General features: G+C 69.4%; 12 protein-coding genes. 7 read left to right on the top strand and 5 right to left on the bottom strand.

Features of this window, described 5'->3' with window-relative positions:
• Positions 1 to 44 precede the first annotated feature (44 nt).
• Positions 45 to 1,337 (top strand): VWA domain-containing protein, encoded by a 1,293-nt coding sequence (locus tag ACWC1K_RS16185; protein ID WP_450832148.1) that lies wholly within the window; start codon positions 45 to 47, stop codon positions 1,335 to 1,337.
• A 3-nt stretch (positions 1,338 to 1,340) separates the two neighbouring features.
• Here ACWC1K_RS16185 and ACWC1K_RS16180 read toward each other — a convergent pair whose 3' ends face one another.
• A complete protein-coding gene (locus ACWC1K_RS16180; protein ID WP_351483510.1) occupies positions 1,341 to 1,700 on the bottom strand; it encodes a cupin domain-containing protein in 360 nt (119 codons plus the stop codon).
• Positions 1,701 to 1,869: 169 nt separating this feature from the next.
• On the opposite strand from ACWC1K_RS16180, the gene ACWC1K_RS16175 reads away from it, so the two are divergent.
• Complete coding sequence (locus ACWC1K_RS16175) at positions 1,870 to 2,265, top strand: nuclear transport factor 2 family protein (RefSeq protein ID WP_450831846.1); 396 nt, start codon at positions 1,870 to 1,872, stop codon at positions 2,263 to 2,265.
• On the opposite strand, the gene ACWC1K_RS16170 is transcribed toward ACWC1K_RS16175, so the two are convergent.
• From ACWC1K_RS16170 to ACWC1K_RS16160, 3 genes are read right to left on the bottom strand one after another with little or no spacing between them, the layout of a single operon-like run.
• Positions 2,260 to 3,243 (bottom strand): threo-3-hydroxy-L-aspartate ammonia-lyase, encoded by a 984-nt coding sequence (locus ACWC1K_RS16170; protein WP_450831844.1) that lies wholly within the window; start codon positions 3,241 to 3,243, stop codon positions 2,260 to 2,262. The two genes, ACWC1K_RS16175 and ACWC1K_RS16170, sit on opposite strands and share 6 nt — an antisense overlap.
• Positions 3,240 to 3,929 carry a helix-turn-helix transcriptional regulator gene (locus ACWC1K_RS16165; RefSeq protein WP_450831842.1) on the bottom strand — a complete coding sequence of 230 codons (690 nt, stop codon included), beginning with the start codon at positions 3,927 to 3,929 and terminating at the stop codon, positions 3,240 to 3,242. The genes ACWC1K_RS16170 and ACWC1K_RS16165 overlap by 4 nt, the downstream gene beginning before the upstream one ends.
• A gap of 5 nt (positions 3,930 to 3,934) precedes the next feature.
• On the bottom strand, positions 3,935 to 5,305 hold the full coding sequence (locus ACWC1K_RS16160) for a competence protein CoiA family protein (protein ID WP_450831841.1): 1,371 nt from the start codon (positions 5,303 to 5,305) through the stop codon (positions 3,935 to 3,937).
• 210 nt (positions 5,306 to 5,515) lie between these two features.
• Here ACWC1K_RS16160 and lat point away from each other — a divergent pair, with 210 nt between their 5' ends.
• The 4 genes from lat (at position 5,516) to ACWC1K_RS16140 (ending at position 12,566) form a co-directional block, all read left to right on the top strand.
• Positions 5,516 to 6,856, top strand: coding sequence for an L-lysine 6-transaminase (gene lat, locus ACWC1K_RS16155; protein ID WP_450831839.1), 1,341 nt, complete (start codon positions 5,516 to 5,518; stop codon positions 6,854 to 6,856).
• Positions 6,857 to 6,903: 47 nt separating this feature from the next.
• The gene (locus ACWC1K_RS16150) at positions 6,904 to 8,457 is read left to right on the top strand and encodes an aldehyde dehydrogenase family protein (protein ID WP_450831837.1); all 1,554 of its coding nucleotides are present in this window, start codon (positions 6,904 to 6,906) and stop codon (positions 8,455 to 8,457) included.
• Positions 8,454 to 10,619, top strand: a complete 2,166-nt coding sequence (locus ACWC1K_RS16145; RefSeq protein ID WP_450831835.1) for a thiamine pyrophosphate-dependent enzyme — start codon at positions 8,454 to 8,456, stop codon at positions 10,617 to 10,619. The genes ACWC1K_RS16150 and ACWC1K_RS16145 overlap by 4 nt, the downstream gene beginning before the upstream one ends.
• A 285-nt stretch (positions 10,620 to 10,904) precedes the next feature.
• Positions 10,905 to 12,566 carry an alkaline phosphatase family protein gene (locus ACWC1K_RS16140; protein ID WP_450831834.1) on the top strand — a complete coding sequence of 554 codons (1,662 nt, stop codon included), beginning with the start codon at positions 10,905 to 10,907 and terminating at the stop codon, positions 12,564 to 12,566.
• A gap of 35 nt (positions 12,567 to 12,601) precedes the next feature.
• On the opposite strand, the gene ACWC1K_RS16135 is transcribed toward ACWC1K_RS16140, so the two are convergent.
• The gene (locus ACWC1K_RS16135) at positions 12,602 to 14,545 is read right to left on the bottom strand and encodes an RICIN domain-containing protein (protein WP_450831833.1); all 1,944 of its coding nucleotides are present in this window, start codon (positions 14,543 to 14,545) and stop codon (positions 12,602 to 12,604) included.
• 492 nt (positions 14,546 to 15,037) lie between these two features.
• Between ACWC1K_RS16135 and ACWC1K_RS16130 the strand changes: the two genes are divergently transcribed.
• Positions 15,038 to 17,728: an RICIN domain-containing protein gene (locus tag ACWC1K_RS16130; RefSeq protein ID WP_450831832.1), complete on the top strand. Its 2,691-nt coding sequence runs from the start codon at positions 15,038 to 15,040 to the stop codon at positions 17,726 to 17,728.
• Positions 17,729 to 17,988: the final 260 nt, after the last annotated feature.

The raw sequence follows: 17,988 nt of genomic DNA, 5'->3' as shown, positions 1-17,988 counted from the left end.
CGGAGCGCCTCACCTCGCTGGTCGGGGCGCTGCGCGCGCACGGCATGCGGATCGGCACGGGTGAGACCGTGGACGCGGCGCAGGCGGTGGCGGCGCTGGGCATGGCCGACCGTGAGCTGTTGCGCGAGGGACTGGCCGCGACGCTGCTGCACGGCGCGGTGCAGCGGCAGGTGTTCGACCCGGTCTTCGACCTGTACTTCCCGCGGGGCGTCGGCGGGCCGGAGACTCAGGCCGCGGACCGGGACGACCTGCGGGAACGGCTCACCGCCGCACTCGCCGCGGGCGACGTCGTCCTGATGGGGCGGCTGGCGGCGGAGGCGGTCGACGGGTTCGGCGGATACGGTGCGTCACCCGGGTCGCAGGGCTGGTCGTCGTACCAGGCGCTCGACCGGCTCCGCCCGCAGACGCTGCTGGCCCGTGTCCGCGAGGACGTCCAGGCGCGCACCGGCAGTTCCGGGTTCGCCGACAGGCTGCTCGACGACGAGATCCGGCGGCGCATCGAGACCTTCCGCAGACAGGTGGCCGTGGAGGCGCGGCGCCGGATCGCCGAGCAGCGCGACCGGGACGAGCTCGCGCGGCGCGCGGTGGCCACCACGCCCGACCGGGTCGACTTCCTGTACGCCGGGAAGCTCCAGCTCGCCGAGTTGCGCAGGACGGTTCAGCCGCTGGCCCGCAAGCTGGCCACCCGGCTCGCGGCCCGCCGGCGCCGCGCCTCCCGCGGCAGCATCGATCTGCGGCGCACCCTGCGCGGTTCCCTCTCCACGGGCGGGGTGCCGATGAAGCCGGTGCTGCGCAGGCGCCGTCCCGTACGGCCCGAACTGGTGCTGCTGTGCGACGTGTCGGGGTCGGTGTCCGGGTTCTCGGACTTCACGATGCTGCTGGTGCAGGCGCTGCACGACCAGTTCAGCAAGGTGCGGGTGTTCGCCTTCGTCAACCGGCTCGACGAGGTGACCCGGCTGCTCGATCATGGTGCGGCCGACCCGGAGGGGCTGGGCGCCCGCATCCGGGCGGAGGCGACGCTCACGGGCTGGCACGGCAGCAGCGACTACGGCGTCGCACTGGGCGAGTTCGCGGCGCGGTACGGCGACGCCGTGGGCCCGCGCACGACGGTGTTCGTGCTGGGCGACGCCCGTACGAACATGAGCGACCCGAACCTGTCGGCGGTGCGGCAGGTGGCCGAACGGGCCCGCCGCGTCTACTGGTTGAACCCGGAGCCGCACACCCAGTGGGGCACGGGCGACTCCGCCGCACCGGAGTACGCCGAGTTGGTGGAGATGCACGAGTGCCGCAACGCCCGGCAGCTGGGCGCGCTCGTCGCGCGCCTGCTGCCGGTGTGACCGCTAGCCCTTCTTCGCGTACTCCGTCGCCATCTGGCCGGCGAAGTCGTACACCACGCACGGTTCGTCGCTGACGACCCAGGCGTCGTGGCCCGGCGACACCACGAACACGTCGCCCGGTCCGACCTCCTGCTCGGCGCCGTCGTCCATGCGCAGGCGCATGCGTCCGGAGACGCAGTACCCGTTGTGATGGACCTGGCAGCTCTTGGTCCCGGCGATGGGTGCCACGGACTCCGACCACTTCCAGCCCGGTTCGAAGGTCCCCACCGCGAAGTCGAGTCCGGTCATATGGACGGCTTCGAGGTGTCCGCGCGGGAAATCGCGCCGCTCGTCGGGCTTCTCGACGGCCTTGATCTCAAGCATGACGGCTCCCTTCCTTGCGAGCCCCGCCCACCCCACCATCGTCCGCCGCTCCAGCCGGGACCGCCATCCGGGATACGGAGAAAACGTCGACGAGCGGACAACTCGGTCGAACGAGCGGAGAATGGTGCGAGGCCGCTTCGCCGAACCACCCAGAAAGGTGGCGATCACCGTGGCTGAACACCCCCACGCACAACTCGTCCGCAAGGGCTATGAGGCCTTCACGCGCGGCGACATGGACACCCTGCGCTCGCTGATGTCGGGCGACGCCACGCACCACGTGCCCGGAAGCCACCCGCTGTCCGGCGACTTCAAAGGCACCGACGCGGTCATCGACATGTACCGGCGGCTCTTCGAGGAAACGAACGGAACCCTGAAGGTCGAGCTGCGCAACATTCTCGTGGACGGCAGGGGTCACGCGGTCTCCATGCACCACTTCACCGCCCAGCGGGGCGACAAGCGCATCGACGAGACCGGTGGCATCGTCTTCCGGATCGTCGGGGACAAGATCACCGACCTCGACGAGTGCGTCGAGGACATCGACAAGGGCAACGAGTTCTGGTCATGACGCCGGCGCCCGGCCGCACAGCCGGGCGAAGCGGTCCGCGTCCACGTTTCCGCCGGAGACGATGACGCCGATACGGCGCGGAAGGGAGCCCGCACGCCCGGCGAGCAGGGCGGCGATCGGTGTGGCCCCACTGGGCTCTACGACGATCTTCAGCCGCTCGAAGGCGAACCGCATGGCCTCGCGGATCTCGTCGTCGGAGACGAGGGCGATGCCGTCGACGAGCCGCCGGTTGACGGAGAACGTCAGCTCGCCGGGCGTGTCCAGGGCCTGCCCGTCGGCGATCGTGCGCGGCACGGGGATGCTGACGCGCCGGCCCGCCTCCAGGGAACGCTTGGTGTCGTCCCCGGCCTCCGGTTCGACGCCGAGCACCCGGACCCCGGGGTGCAGCCCCTTGGCCGCGGTGGCGGACCCGGCGATCAGTCCGCCGCCGCCGACGGGCACGATCAGTGCGTCCAACTCCCCTGTCTCTTCGAGGAGTTCGAGGGCGGCCGTGCCCTGCCCGGCCATCACGTGCGGGTGCTCGTAGGGCGGGATGAGAGCGAGGCCCCGCTCGTCGGCCAGGGCCCGGCCGACGGCGACGCGGTCCTCGGTGTAGCGGTCGTACGTCACGATCTCGGCGCCGTAGCCGAGGGTCGCCTCCACCTTGGAGCGCGGGGCGTCCTCGGGCATGACGATGACGGCGGTACTGCCCAGTTCGCGGGCGGCGAGGGCGACGGCCTGGGCGTGGTTGCCGGAGGAGTAGGCGGCGATGCCGCGGGCCAGCTGCTCGGGGGCGAGCCGGGAGGCCGCGTTGTAGGCGCCGCGGAACTTGAAGGCGCCGACACGCTGGAAGTTCTCGCACTTGAGGAAGACCTCGGCGCCGACGAGCTCGTCGAGGGTGCGGGAGCGCAGTACGGGGGTGCGGTGGGCGACGCCCTTGAGCCGGTCGGCGGCGTCGCGGACGGTGTCGAGGGTGACCGGCGGGGTGGTGGTCGTCACGCGTGTCCTCCAGCGGGGGTCGGGTCGGTGGTGGCTCGGGCCTGGGCGAGATAGCTGTAGGCGGAGGCGCGGGAGATACCGAGCCGGGCGGCGACCTGCTCGATGGCGCGGCGCACGGCGAACACGCCGTGTTCGTCGAGCCTGCGGAACAGGTCGAGGCGCTCGGCGCGCCCCAGTGCGGCCCAGCTCTGTTTCTGCCCGAGCCGGTGGGCGTCGAGGATGGCGTCCACCACGGAGTCGATGTCGTTGCCGAAGGCCGTGACCGGCGGCTCGGCGGCCCCCGCGCCCAGGCCGGCGAGTGCGCCGAGCAGGGCGTGGGCCTCGTGCACCGCGCCGATGTCCACGTTGACGCACAGTGCGCCGAACACCGCTCCTGTGGAGTCGCGCAGCACCATCGTGGACGACTTGACCAGCTTTCCGGCCGCGGTGCGGGTGACGTAGTTCAGGTCGTCGGCCGCCTCGTCGCCCCGGGCGAGCACCTTCATGCCGATCTCGCTCATCGCCCCGCCGACGGCGCGGCCGGTCACCTCGCCGGCGACGGCGACGACCGACTTCTCCGGCTGCCGGTAGTCGTGCAGGACCACCTCGCACACCGGGCCGAACGTCGCCGCGATTCCGTCGACTACCGGTCCGAGGGCCGCGAGGATCGCATTCCGCTCGGCGTCGTGGTCGTGCTCGTCAACCATGCCGCTTAGACTACTGGTCCAGCCTCTGGACGAAAAGTCCAGGATCCCGTGTCGTGGGTCGCGGCCTGCGTCAGCGCCTCCCGTGCGGCATGACGGTCGCCGACCGTCTCCCACCAGGGGTGCGTGTGCATCTCCTCGGCGAGACGCCGGCAGCGCTCGCGGGCGTCCGCGAGGCGTTCCCGCTGCTCGCCGGTGATCTCGGCGCGCCCGGCTGCTATGTCCGCGCCGCTGGGCAGGCGCGCGGCGATGTCCGCAGAGTGCTCCAGTGCCCGGGTGAAGGTCCGCCGGGCGGCCACCAGATCGCCGGGTATGGCGAACTCGCCCACGGTGAAGGGCCGCGAGAATTCGGACGATCCCGGCTCGGTGTGCCACAGCGAGGCGTCGATGGGCCGTTCGTCGTCACGCGCCCGGGTGAGCTCGCCGCGAAGACCTCCCTCCAGATGGTCACCGGCGTCCCACGCGCCGGCCCGAGGCGTGGGCACGAGCGCCACCCCGCCCGCGCGGGGCACCGCCGACTGGCCGGGCAGGGGTTCGGGGCGGCCTTCGAGGAACTCGTCCTTGTCCGTGGGGGTGACCCACATGTGCCAGCCGCGCCGGCCCGCCGGGTGGGGCAGGTAGAGCGAGACGAGTTCGCCCGTGGCCGTACGCCGGATGACGTCGTCGTAGTAGAGGCCGCGGACGGGTTCCCACAGCGCGTGCCGGCCGCCGCAGCGGCCGGCACCCTGCTGCGGGCACGGCACCGGATTGCTCCAGTCGCAGCGGGACATGTGCAGTTGCTTGACGCCGCCGCGCACCGGCAGGGCCGCACGGTCGGTCACGTCCCGCCAGCTCTGCACGTTCAGCCGGGCCCAGGGGGCGCGGTCGATGGGGATCGCGTTCTCGTTGTTGACGAGCCACAGCGGGGTGAGGCCGTCCCGGAACGCGCTGCGGGTGCGCTCGTCGACCGAACCGCCGGCTATGGCCGCAAGCTGTATTTCGTACGCGAGCCGGTGACTGTCGCCGCCTTCCACGGTCACGTCCGTGCGCCTCTTTCCGCTCTCGGCCCCCTTCGCTCCCGTGACCCGGAACCCCTCTCCCGCGGCGACCTTGACGGTGTACTCCCGCAGCGCCTTGTGGAGATCGCTTTCGGCCTTCGTCTCGGGGCGTTCCCCCTTGGCCACGTGCATGGCGTGCGGGCGGCCGTTGACCTTGCGGATCGCCATGAAGCCGGGGCAGATGAACCCCTCGTCCTCATGGGCTTCCAGGCAGTACAGAAGGTCCGGCTGGTAATTGCCGTAGATCTCGTCGAGCAGCCGCGGGTATTCGGGGTGCCCGAGGTCCGCCTCGGTCAGATCGAGCGTGATGCCGAGGCCCCTGTGCCAGACGCAGTAGGTCATATGGCGAGAGTAGGACGCACCACTGACAATCGGCCTAAGTCATGATCGGTAACGCCGGACGAGTCGGCGGCCATGCCGACGCCGGTGGCGTTCGCATCTACTCGTGAACGAAATCTTGCGGCTATATCGGCCACACGCCTAAGATACTTTCGTTACTCCTCGTGACTGACGAAACATCTCCTGTTCGCGTCTATCGAGAGTAGGTGCCCCATGACGGTTGCTGCTGCGTCGACGATCCATCCGGGCGAGGTGCACGAGAGACTCGGCCGTCATGTGCTCACCGACGGTTTCAAGCTGGTGCTGGATCCGCTCGCCAGTCGCGGCTCGTGGATCGTGGACGCACGCACCAGTGAGAAGTTCCTCGACCTGTACTCGTTCTTCGCCTCGGCTCCGCTGGGCCTCAACGCGCCGGGCATCGTGGACGATCCGGAGTTCATGACCCTGCTCGCGCAGGTGGCGGCCAACAAGCCAGCCAACCCCGACATGTACACCACGCACTACGCGGAGTTCGTCGAGACGTTCGCCCGGGTGCTGGGCGACCCGGAGCTGCCCAGGCTGTTCTTCGTCGAGGGCGGGGCGCTCGCCGTCGAGAACGCGCTGAAGACGGCGTTCGACTGGAAGAGCCGCCGCAACGAGGCCGCGGGCCGCTCCCCCGAGCTCGGCACCAAGGTGCTCCACCTCAGCCGCGCCTTCCACGGCCGTAGCGGTTACACCCTTTCGCTGACCAACACCGAGCCCAACAAGACGGCCCGCTTCCCTCAGTTCGACTGGCCCCGCATCGACGTACCCGCGATGCGCTTCCCCCTCGAACGCCACCTCGCCGAGGTGGAGGAGGCCGAACAGAGGGCCCTCGCTCAGGCGCGGCGGGCGTTCGAAGCCCACCCGCACGACGTCGCCTGCTTCATCGCCGAACCGATCCAGGGCGAGGGCGGCGACAACCACATGCGCTCCGAGTTCCTGCGGGCGATGCAGGCGCTCTGCCACGAGTACGACGCGCTGTTCGTGCTCGACGAGGTGCAGACCGGCGTGGGCATCACCGGCACCACCTGGGCCTACCAGCAGCTCGGCCTGGAGCCGGACATCGTGGCCTTCGCCAAGAAGGTCCAGCTCGGGGGCATCATGGCCGGCCGCCGGGTCGACCAGGTCCCCGACAACGTCCTGCGGGTCTCCGGGCGGATCAACTCGACCTGGGGCGGCGGGCTGGTCGACATGGTGCGCGCCCGGCGCATCATGGAAATCATCGAGCGGGACGATCTGGTGGCCCATGCGTCCGCCGTGGGATCGTGGTTCCTGGCCGAACTGCGTGATCTGGAGGTCCGGCACGCGGCGGTGGCGTCCAACGCGCGGGGGCGCGGGCTGATGACCGCCATCGACCTGCCGGACAGCGGCGTCCGTGACGAGGCGGTACGCCGGTTGCGCACCGAGGAGCAGGTGATCGCATTGCCGTGCGGTGAGCGTTCGATGCGCTTCCGTCCTGCCCTGTCCATCACCCAGGACGAGCTCGGCCTCGCCCTGCGGGCACTCGACCGGGTCCTTGCCGGCCTGCACTGATCCTCCCTGCGGACACCGCCCCACCCCAGCGGACAAGGAGCAATGTCATGGCCCGTTCCGTCGCCTCGATCGTTGCCGGCCACCCGGTCGCCGGCGCTCCCGGCGGGACTCTCCAACGCCCCAATCCCGGCCGTACCGCCGAGCTGGTCACCGAGATCTCGCTCGGGGACGCCTCGACGTTCGTCGAGGCCGCCAAGGCCGCGAAGGCGGCGCAGCGGTCCTGGGCCGACGTCCCGGCGCCGGTGCGCGGATCCGCGATCGGGAAGATCGGCCGGCTCGTCGAGGCCAACAAGGACCGGCTCGCCCGCATCGTGACCGAAGAGATCGGCAAACCGCTCGCGGAGGCACTCGGCGAGGTGCAGGAGATCATCGACACCTGCGACTTCTTCCTCGGCGAGGGCCGCCGGCTGTACGGGCAGACGGTGCCCTCGGAGATGCCCGACAAGCAGCTGTTCACCTTCCGCAACCCCGTCGGCGCGGTCGCGGTGATCACGGCGGGCAACTTCCCGGTGGCCGTACCTGCCTGGTACCTCGTGCCGGCCCTCGTGACCGGCAACACCGTGGTGTGGAAACCCGCCGAGTACGCCGCCGCGAGCGCCAAGGCCCTCTTCGATCTGTTCGTGCACGGCGGCGGCCTGCCCGACGGCGTGCTCAACCTCGTCCTGGCCGACGGCGAGCAGACGTACGCCGGTCTGGAGGCATCCCTGGACGCCGGGCTGGTGGACAAGGTCGGCTTCACCGGGTCGACGCTGGTCGGGCAGAAGATCGGCGCCCTGTGCGGCAGCCACCTGCAGACCCCGTGTCTGGAGCTGGGCGGGAAGAACCCCCAGGTGGTCACCCCCAGCGCCGACCTCGACCTGGCGGTGGAGGGGGCGTTGTTCTCCGGATTCGGTACCGCGGGCCAGCGCTGCACCTCGCTCGGGACGCTCATCGTGCACGAGTCCGTGCACGAGGACTTCCTCGCCCGTTTCGACGCCGCGAGCCGCGCGGCCCGGATCGGCGACGCCTTCGAGGACGTCCTGTACGGCCCGATGCTCGACGAGCGGTTCGCGCAGCGCTACGAGACCTTCCTCGGCTGGATCAAGGACCACCACCGCACCTACGGGTCCGACGGCATCGGCCGGATCACGGCCGACAATCCGCGCAAGGGCTTCGTAGGAGACCCGGAATCCGGCATGTTCTACCACCCGGTGATCGTCGACGGAGTGCGCCGCGACGACGACCTGTTCCTCAACGAGACCTTCGGCCCCATCGTCGGAGTGACGACATACCGGACCTTCGACGAGGCCCTCGATCTGGCCAACGCCCACGGCTACGGGCTGTCGGCCGCGATCTACACCACCGATCCGCACGAGGTGTGGACGTACCGGCGCGGCATCTCCGCGGGCATGGTCAGCGTCAACAACACCACCTCCGGAGCCGAGGCGCACCTGCCGTTCGGCGGCAACGGCAAGTCGGGCAACGGCTCCCGCCAGTCGGGGCAGTGGGTGCTCGACCAGTTCACCCGCTGGCAGTCGATGAACTGGGACCACTCCGGCCGGCTCCAGAAGGCGCAGATGGACGTGGCCGCGCTCGAACCCGACATGGCGTTCCGCCTGTGAGCGGCGTCGAGGACCTGGACCGGCACTTCCGCGAGGCGGTGGCCGGTCTGCGGTCTGCCGCCCGGACCGCGGGCTCGTTGGACTCCCGTACCGCACTGGACCTGTTCGACGCCCAGCTGGAGAGCCGGCACACCGACGCCGCGGCGCGCTGGATGCAGCAGCAAGGGCGCGGCTACTACACCATCGGATCGAGCGGGCACGAGGGCAACGCCGCGCTCGCTCTCGCGCTGCGGCCCACCGACCCGGCGTTGCTGCACTACCGCTCCGGTGCCTTCTACTGCGCCCGCGCAAGGCAGGCCGGCGGCGTCGACGCAGTCAGCGACATGCTGCTGGGGGTGGCCGCGGGGGCCGAGGAGCCGATCGCCGGCGGGCGGCACAAGGTGTACGGGCGCCGCGAACTGGCCGTCGTCCCGCAGACCTCGACCATCGCCTCCCACCTGCCGCGGGCGGTCGGAGTGGCGTGGAGCATCGCCCGCGCCAGGCGGCTCGGGACCGAGTGCGCCTGGCCCGCCGACGCCGTCGTGTGCTGTTCCTTCGGTGACGCCTCGGTCAACCACTCCACGGCGGCGGGCGCCATCAACAGCGCCTGCCACGCCGCCTACCAGGGCCTGCCGATGCCCCTCCTGTTCGTCTGCGAGGACAACGGCCTGGGCATCAGCGTGCCGACCCCGCCCGACTGGGTGCGGCGCGCCTACGGCGACCGGCCCGCCCTCGCCTACTTCGCCGCGGACGGCTGTGATCCGCAGGCCGCCTACGACACCGCGCGCGAGGCGGTGGCCCATGTACGCAAGCACCGCCGGCCCGCCTTCCTGCACCTGTCGATGGTGCGCTTCCTCGGCCATGCGGGCTCGGACGCCGAAGCCGCCTACCGGATGCCCTCCGACGTCGCCGCGGACCTGCGACGCGACCCGCTGCTGGCCACCGCCCGCCTGCTCACCTCGACGGGCGTCCGCACCCCGCAGGAAATTCTCGACCGGTACGACGAGGTGGGCGAACGGGTGTTCGCCGTCGCCAAGGAGGCCCTGGAAAGCGAGCCCCTGACCACCGCCGCACAGATCACCGCCCCCCTCGCACCCCGCCGCGCCGACCTCGTGGCGACTGCGGCACGCCGTACGAGCGAAGCGTCCGCGGCGCCCGTCGGCGAGCCCGTCACCGTCGCCCAGGCCATCACCCACACACTCGCCGACCTGCTCGGCAGCCACCCGGAGATGGTCGTCTTCGGCGAGGACGTCGGCCGCAAGGGCGGGGTCTACGGACTGACCAGGGGCCTTCAGCGGCGTTTCGGCAGCGCCCGGGTCTTCGACACGCTCCTCGACGAGCAGGCCATCCTCGGCCTCGCGCTGGGCGCGGGCCTTTCCGGGCTGCTGCCGGTGGCGGAGATCCAGTACCTTGCGTACCTGCACAACGCCGAGGACCAACTGCGCGGCGAGGCAGCCACGTTGCAGTTCTTCTCCCAGGGGCAGTACCGCAACCCCCTCGTGGTGCGCATCGCCGGCTACGGCTACCAGCGCGGGTTCGGCGGCCACTTCCACAACGACAACGCGGTGGGTGTCCTGCGTGACATTCCCGGCCTGGTCATCGCCACCCCGTCCCGCCCCGACGATGCCGCCGCGATGCTGCGCACCTGCGTGGCGGCGGCGAAGGTGGACGGCACGATCAGCGCGTTCCTCGAACCGATCGCGCTCTACCACACCCGGGATCTCCACTCGGACGGTGACAACGCCTGGCTCACGGCCTACCCACCGCCTGCCGAGCACGTACCGATCGGCCGGGCCCGCACCTATGGGACAGGCACGGATCTGACCCTCGTGACCTTCGGCAACGGTCTGCGCATCTCATTGCGGGCCGCGCGCCGGCTGGAGCACCAGGGCATCAACTGCCGGGTCGTCGACCTGCGCTGGCTGGCCCCCCTGCCCGTCGACGACCTGCTGCGCGAAGCCCGTGCGACGGGCCGCGTCCTCGTGGTCGACGAGACCCGCCGTACCGGAGGCGTGTCGGAGGGAGTCGTCACCGCCCTGGTCGACGCCGGATTCACCGGCGCCGTCCGACGGGTCACCAGCGTCGACAGCTTCGTCCCGCTGGGCCAGGCGGCACAGTTGGTGCTCGTGTCGGAGGACGATGTGGAGCGGGCCGCGGGCGAGTTGCTCTCACAGGGGCGTTGAGGCCAGGCACGCCCCGAGAGGAAGGCCCCTCGGCCGTAAGGGAGTTGTCCGGGACCCGGTGCGCGGCGGTCGGCCATCTGGTGTGCCGGTGGCGGCGGTCGCCCCCGATGACGGCGCCTGCGCCGAGTGCGGCCGGAGCCCGAGGGCAGCGCACCTCTTTGCGTGCGCCGATGCGTTTCTTGGGCAGGACCCGGTGCGTACGTCCGCTCCCGTACACGTTCCGCCCTTCACATGTCCTTGCACGGTTCGCCGCCGCCCCCCGCGCCGTACAACCAAGGAGCACCGTTGTTCCGACGCCCAGTCCGTCCCGTCACCGCGGCCGCAGCCGCGCTCGCCGCCGCGGGCGCCCTCACCGCCACGGCCACCACGCCCGCCGCGGCACACGCTCCCGCGCAGGTACACGCTCGCGCCCGGCACGTTCTGCTGCTGTCCGTCGACGGCCTGCACCAGTCCGACCTGGCCTGGTACATCGACCGCCACCCCGACTCGGCGCTCGCCCGACTCGCCCGCGGCGGTGTGGAGTACACGCACGCGAGAACCACCGTCCCCTCCGACTCGTTCCCCGGCATGGTCGGCCAGCTCACCGGCGGCGACCCGGGCACCACGGGCGTCTACTACGACGACACCTACAACACCGCGCTCCTCCCGGCCGGCACGACCGCCTGCGCGGGCGCCGAGCCGGGTGCCGAGGTCGACCTCACCGAGGACCTCGACAAGAACAAGGACTCCCTCGACGCCGGCCAGGGCCTTACGGGACTGCCCGGCAGCATCCTGAAGATGACGGGAGACGCCGCGAGCCTCATCGACCCGTCGAAGCTGCCGGTCGACCCGAAGACCTGCGAGCCGCTCTACCCGCACGGCTACCTGAAGGTGAACACGGCCTTCGACGTGGCCCGCAAGGCCGGGCTGCGCACCGCGTGGTCCGACAAGCACGTCGCCTACGACATCCTCAACGGCCCGAGCGGCAGCGGCATCCAGGACCTGTTCGCCCCGGAGATCAACAGCCAGGCCGTCGGCTACCCCGCCGGCAAGGACTGGACGAAGGACAACGCGGCGACCGAACAGTACGACGGCTACAAGGTGCGGGCCGTGCTGAACGAGATCGACGGCTACGACCACGGCCGCACCCACCGGGTCGGCACACCCGCGGTCTTCGGGATGAACTTCCAGTCGGTGTCGACCGCCCAGAAGCTGCCCTCCTCCGACGGGCTGACGGGCGGCTACCAGGCCAAGGGCGTCCCCGGGCCGCTACTCGCCAAGAACCTCGACTTCGTCGACCAGCAGGTCGGGGCGTTCCTCGCCGAACTCCACGAGCAGCACCTGGACCGCAGCACGACGGTCGTCCTCTCGGCCAAGCACGGCCAGTCGCCGACCGACCCGAAGGCGCTGACCCGCATCGACGACGGTGCCCTCCTGGACGGGCTCGACGCCGCCTGGAAGGCCGCCCACCCGGGCGCCGGCGACCTGGTCGCGCATGCGGTGGCCGACGACGCGATGCTCCTCTGGCTCACCGACCGCTCCAAGGCCGCCACCGACTTCGCCAAGGCGTACCTGCTCGCTCAGTCCGGCACCGGCAACGGCATCGACGGTGCGGCCAAGCCCTTCACGTCCGCCGGCCTGAAGACCCTGTACGCGGGTGCTGATGCGGCCCGCTACTTCCACGTCCGCGCGGGCGACACACGCGTGCCCGACCTGTTCGGCATCACCCGGTACGGCGTCGTCTACACCGGCGGCAGGAGCAAGATCGCCGAGCACGGGGGCGCCCACGCCGACGACCTCGACGTCCCGCTCGTCGTCTCCGGCGCCGCCACCCCGCACGGGGTGCGGGTCGGCGACTCGGTGCGGACCACGCAGATCGCCCCGACGATCCTGCGGCTCCTGGGTCTCAACTCCCGGTCCCTGGACGCCGTACGCATCGAGCACACGCGGGCGCTCCGCCTGGGCTGACAGGTGTCCGGGAGGCGTGCGTCGGGCGCCCGGCCCTACGAGGGGATGATCTGCCACTGCTGCTGGGAGACGGCGGTGTAGGCCCACTGGTTGATGGCGGCTCCGTCGGCGGCGGAGCCGCTGTCGACGTTGAGGGACAGGCCGCTGAGCCGGTTGGTGAGGAGGTAGTAGCCGTCGCCGGTGGGGGTGATGGCCCAGTGCTGCTGGGGCGCGTTGGCGTCGCCCCAGATGTCGGCGCCACCGCCGTTCACACGGGAGAGCCCGCCGATTTCCATGAGTGTGCCGCTGTTGACGTTGCGGATCTTGTAGTAGCCGGAGTCGGCCCGGGCTATCGTCCACTTCTGGTTGGCGTGGTTCTGCCAGGGCCACTGCACGATGGCGGTGTTGTTGGCGGTCTTGGCACCCGAGACGTCGGCGACCTTGCCGCTGTGGCGGGCGACGAGGCGGTACACGGTTCCGTTGCCGGGGAAAAGGGCGGAGACCAGGGTCGGTGTCGCGGTGCGGCCTCCGATGCGCAGGTTGCCGATGTTGGCGTAACCGCCGGTGGCGGCGGTGACCCGGATCCGGACGAAGGCGGCGTTGACGGCAGGCCATTCGACGACTTTGGTGATGCGGTCGCCGGCCCAGGAGGCGGTCGCGACCTGGGTGAAGGTGGTGCCGTCGGTGCTGGTGGAGATGGTGCAGGCGGTGATGTCACCGTCGGTGGTGTTGGTGCGGTTCCACTGCTTGGGCAGGTACTCCAGGGTGGAGATGTTGCTCCACACGCCGCCGAGGTCGATGGTGATGGTCTGGGGCAGTGTGAGGCTCCAGGTGGACCAGCAGGTCTCGAAGCCCTTGTCGCTGAGACCGTCGATGGCGTTCATGGGGCCTTCGCCGGTGTGGTAGTCGGTGGCGTAGGCGGCCACGGGGGTGACCGGGTGCTCGGCGCGGGGCATCTGGGCGGGCAGGGGCGGCCGGGAGGTGTCGGGGCCGCTCCAGGCGGCGCCGACCTCGGAGAGCCGGTTGACGATGTTGGTGTCCAGCACACCGTTGCGGTTGGGCGGGCAGTTGAGGATGAACGAGGTGTACTTGGGCTCCAGGTCCGTCAGATGGGAGAGGATGGAGTCCCTGCTCATCGGATCGGTCGTGGGCGTCGTCGGATGCCAGAACCACCCGTTGCTGATCGTCTGGCCCTGCAGCGAGGCGTAAGTGTTGCCTGCGGGTGAGGTGATGCCGAGGGGCTCCTCGAAGTAGATCGCGTCGCCGAGGAACGGCACCGACAGCCCGCCGTGGTCGATCATCACGATGTCGGGCTGCAGGGACTTCACATGTTCCCTGATGCGCTGATAGGGGACGGCCTGCTGGCCCATCTGCCAGGCGTAGCCGTCGGTGACGAACATGTCGATGGTGCCGTAGTTGGTGAGCAGTTCGGTGATCTGGTTGAGGATGTAAGTGATGTCGCCGGGCTGGACGGCCTGGTCGGAGGCGACTTTGTGGCGGGTGTCGTAAGCCTGCACGTCGTAAGTGCGGTCCCAGATGGAGAAGTACAGGCCGACCTTCAGGCCCTGGGCCCGGAAGGCGGTCACGTACTGCGCGACGACGTCGTGCTTGTAGGAGCTGTTGGCGACGTTGTAGCTGTTGTGGGCACTGGGCCACAGGCAGAAGCCGTCGTGGTGCTTGGTGGTCAGGACGCCGTAGCTCATCTTCGCCGCCGCGGCGGCCGCCGCCCACTGGGCACAGTCGACCGCCGTGGGCGCGAACAGAGCCGGGTCCTGGTTCGGCGCGGCCCACTCCTGGTTGGTGAACGTGCCCATGTTGAAGTGGTTGAACATGCCGAACCGCATGTTCACCAGGTTGCTGAGACTGGTCTGCAACTCCGCGGCGGCCGCCTGAGGAAGCAGGCGGGAGAAGCCGGGAACAACGGGCAGCCCGCTCGCGGCCACAGCGGCGGCCGCGGAGCCCAGCAGGGTACGACGGGACAGTCTTCTTTCTGACGGCATAGCTGCACTCCCGGTCTCGGGCGGCTCTGGGCTCCATGCGCTGAGTTACGGATGAAGTTCAGTGATGTAACTGCGCCGTGTCAACAGTTACGTGGATGAAAGTGCTCGGACAGAGCGTCAGAGAGACCGTTATGTCCGCTTGTCAATGGTTCGCTCTATCGATACATGCCATGTTTCGCAGAGAAGTCGGGGTAGAGCCCAGCCGGAGCACCCAGGAGCAAAATGAGTACTACTCATTCTCTGAATGATGGTTTCGGTGGAGTGGCCGGGGAGGGACTCGGTCGGCGGCCGATCTCCCCCACCATCCCATCCTCACCTGGGATTTTTTCCCACTTCGAGCTGGTGGGCGCCACGCGCGACTGAGGCCTCGACATATCCCGCTTGTTGCATCAGTGAAAAATAGGCGTGCCTATCGTCTTGACCGACCCGCCTTGTTGCACCGATAAATGCAACTCATAAGAAACCGGGGGTTCGAGGAGGGACACACCACAGATGAGACCCCTACGCATCGGCGCGGGGACGGTCAAGGCGCTCGCAGCGGCTGCTGTCGTCTTCGCGGCCGTACTGCCCGCCCAACCCGCCTACGCGGCCACGACGAACTTCTACGTGGACCCTGTCAACGGCAGTGACAGCAACTCAGGAACCAGCACCGCCTCCGCCTTCAAGACCATCCAGGCCGCCAAGGCCGCGGTGCGGGCCGTGAACGCGAACATGTCCGACGACATCGTGGTGAACCTGCGCGGAGGCACCTACCCCCTCACCGCCCCGATCAGCTTCGGCACAAGCGACTCGGGCACGAACGGCCACACGGTCGTCTACCAGGCGTACAACGGCGAGACCCCGGTGATCACCGGCGGCAAGTCGATCACCGGCTGGACCGCGGCCGCGAACGGCGAGTACAAGGCGTCCGTGGGCAGCCTCAACTTCCGGCAGCTGTACGTCAACGGCGCCCGCGCCACTCGGGCCCGCTACCCCGATGTCGGCTCGGACTTCCAGCTCCAGGGCAGCGACAAGCCCAACAAGCTGCTGAAGGTGCTCAGTTCCCAGGTCTCCAACTGGGACCACCTGAGCCAGGTCGAGATGATGCTGGAGACGCAGTGGGGCGAGAGCTACCTGCGGCTGAAGTCGTTGAACTCCGCAGGCGGCATCGCCAGCGTGTCGATCCAGGACCACGAGGCGGGAATCCTGTTCCAGCGGCCCTTCCCGGTCCTCGCCGACGGCTCTCCCCTGCACTTCGAGAACGCCCACGAATTCCTCAACGAACCCGGCGAGTTCTACGTCGACACGGCCGCGCAGACCGTCTACTACAAGCCCCGCCCCGGCGAGGACATGTCCACGGCCACCGTGCAGGCGCCCATGATGCAGACGCTCTTCGACATCAAGGGCACGAGCCTTGGCAGCCCCGCCCACGACCTGCGCTTCTCCGGGATCACCTTCACCGGGACCACGTGGATGGAGCCGACGGACAACGGCTACCTCAACGGCCAGGGCGGCAACTACAACCTCTCCGCCGACGCCTCCAACCACCAGTACGTCGGCCGTCCGCCAGCTGGGGTCCAGGCCTCGTACGCCGACCGGCTCTCCTTCACCGGCAACACCTTCACGCAGATGGGCGCCAGCGCTCTCGACCTGCACCACGGAGTGCACGACAGCAGCGTGACCGGCAACCTCATCTACGACATCGCCGGCAACGGCATCATGGTCGGCAAGTTCTCCGACCCGACCGTGGAGTACCACACCGTCTACAACCCGCCCACTTCACCGGCCGGTGAGGACGCCCGCGAGGTCGTCAAGAACGTCACCGTCAAGAACAACCTGATCACCCGGATCGGCGAGGACTACCCGGGCACCGCCGGCATCGACGCGGGCTTCGTCAACAGCACCACCATCGACCACAACGACATCTCCGACACCCCCTGGGCCGCCATCTCACTGGGTTGGGGCTGGCAAGCGGCGGCCAACGCCGAAGGCAACAACAGCATCAGCTACAACCGCATCGGCAACGTGATGAACCGGCTGTGCGACTCCGCCGCCATCTATCACCTGTCCAACGACCCGGGCACGGTCATCAACGGCAACTACATCCACGACGTGGAGCGTTCGCCGGCCGCTTGCGGCTCGGCCGTGGCCGGCATCTACACGGACGAGGGGTCGGACAACATGACCCTGTCGAACAACGTGTTGTCGCACACGGACGGGTTCATCAACCAGAACCGCAACGGCTCCAACGTCACGCTCACCAACAACACCTCGTCCGGCGACTCGGTGATCAAGGCCTCCGGTCTTGAGTCCGCCTACCAGGGGCTGGCCGCCAAGCTCAACCTGGCCTACAACAAGTCGGCCTCCGCGTCGTCGGTCTACGGTTCCTGGACGCCGGCCGCGAACGCCAACGACAACGACGGCTCGACCGGCTGGTCGCCGACCGGCAGCGACAGCTCGGCCTGGTGGCAGGTCGACCTCGGGCAGGCCTACCAGCTCGGACAGTTCTCGCTGACCACCCGGCAGGACCTGGACCAGTCCGAGACCCGCGGCCACTTCGAGATCCGGGCCTCCAACGACCCGTCCTTCGGCACCTACACCGTCGTGGGACGCCAGACGGACAACCTGCCGCTCGCCGCGACCCTCACGGGCAACATCGACGTCCGCCAGAAGTTCCGCTACGTACGGGTCGCCAAGACCGACGGCGCGTACTTCTTCATCGCGGACTTCAGCGTGCAGCAGGCCGGCGGGGCGCTGGAGGACGCAACCGGTACGCCGAACACCAACCCGTCGACGTACTACACGATCAAGAACGTCAACAGCGGACAGCTGATGGACGTGTACCAGAACTCCACCGCCGACGGCGGGAGCGTCGTCCAGTGGCCGAGCAACGGCGGCACCAACCAGCAGTGGAGCTTCGTCCCGGTCAGCGGTCAGCTCTTCAGGATCGTGAACCGCAACAGCGGCAAGGTCCTCGACATCAGCGGCTCAAGTCACTGGAGGGGGACCGCGCTCCAGCAGTACACCTACAACGGCGGCAGCAACCAGCTGTGGTACTTCGAGCCGGTCAGCGGCGGGTACGTCATCCGCAACTTCGAGAGCAGGCAGGTCCTGGAGGTCGGTGGCGGATCGACGGCCAACGGAGCCACCGTCAGTCAGTACATGCCCCTGAACCAGTCCAACCAGGCTTGGACGATCCAGTGACAGCATGACCCGACGCGTCGGCAAACCCGCCCAACCGGACGCGTCCGCCCGCCGTCAACACCCCTCAGCCCGCCCCCAGCCCACGACGAACCGGGTTGGGGGCGCGGCTTGCTGTTCCCGTAACGATGAACAAGGGAGCTCATGGTGCCTGGCGGCCTGTCCACCTACTGACCTCTTCGGGTTGTTGTCGGGGGTGGTGACGGGTGCTGATCCCTGCGGTAGGCCGGTGGTATGCGGTACGCGCAGGGTGGCGGGCTGAC

The sequence above is a fragment of the Streptomyces sp. NPDC001492 genome, from assembly GCF_053597275.1.
The sequence above is the reverse complement of the archived record's forward strand: the minus strand, read 5'-3'. Positions and strand labels throughout refer to the sequence as shown.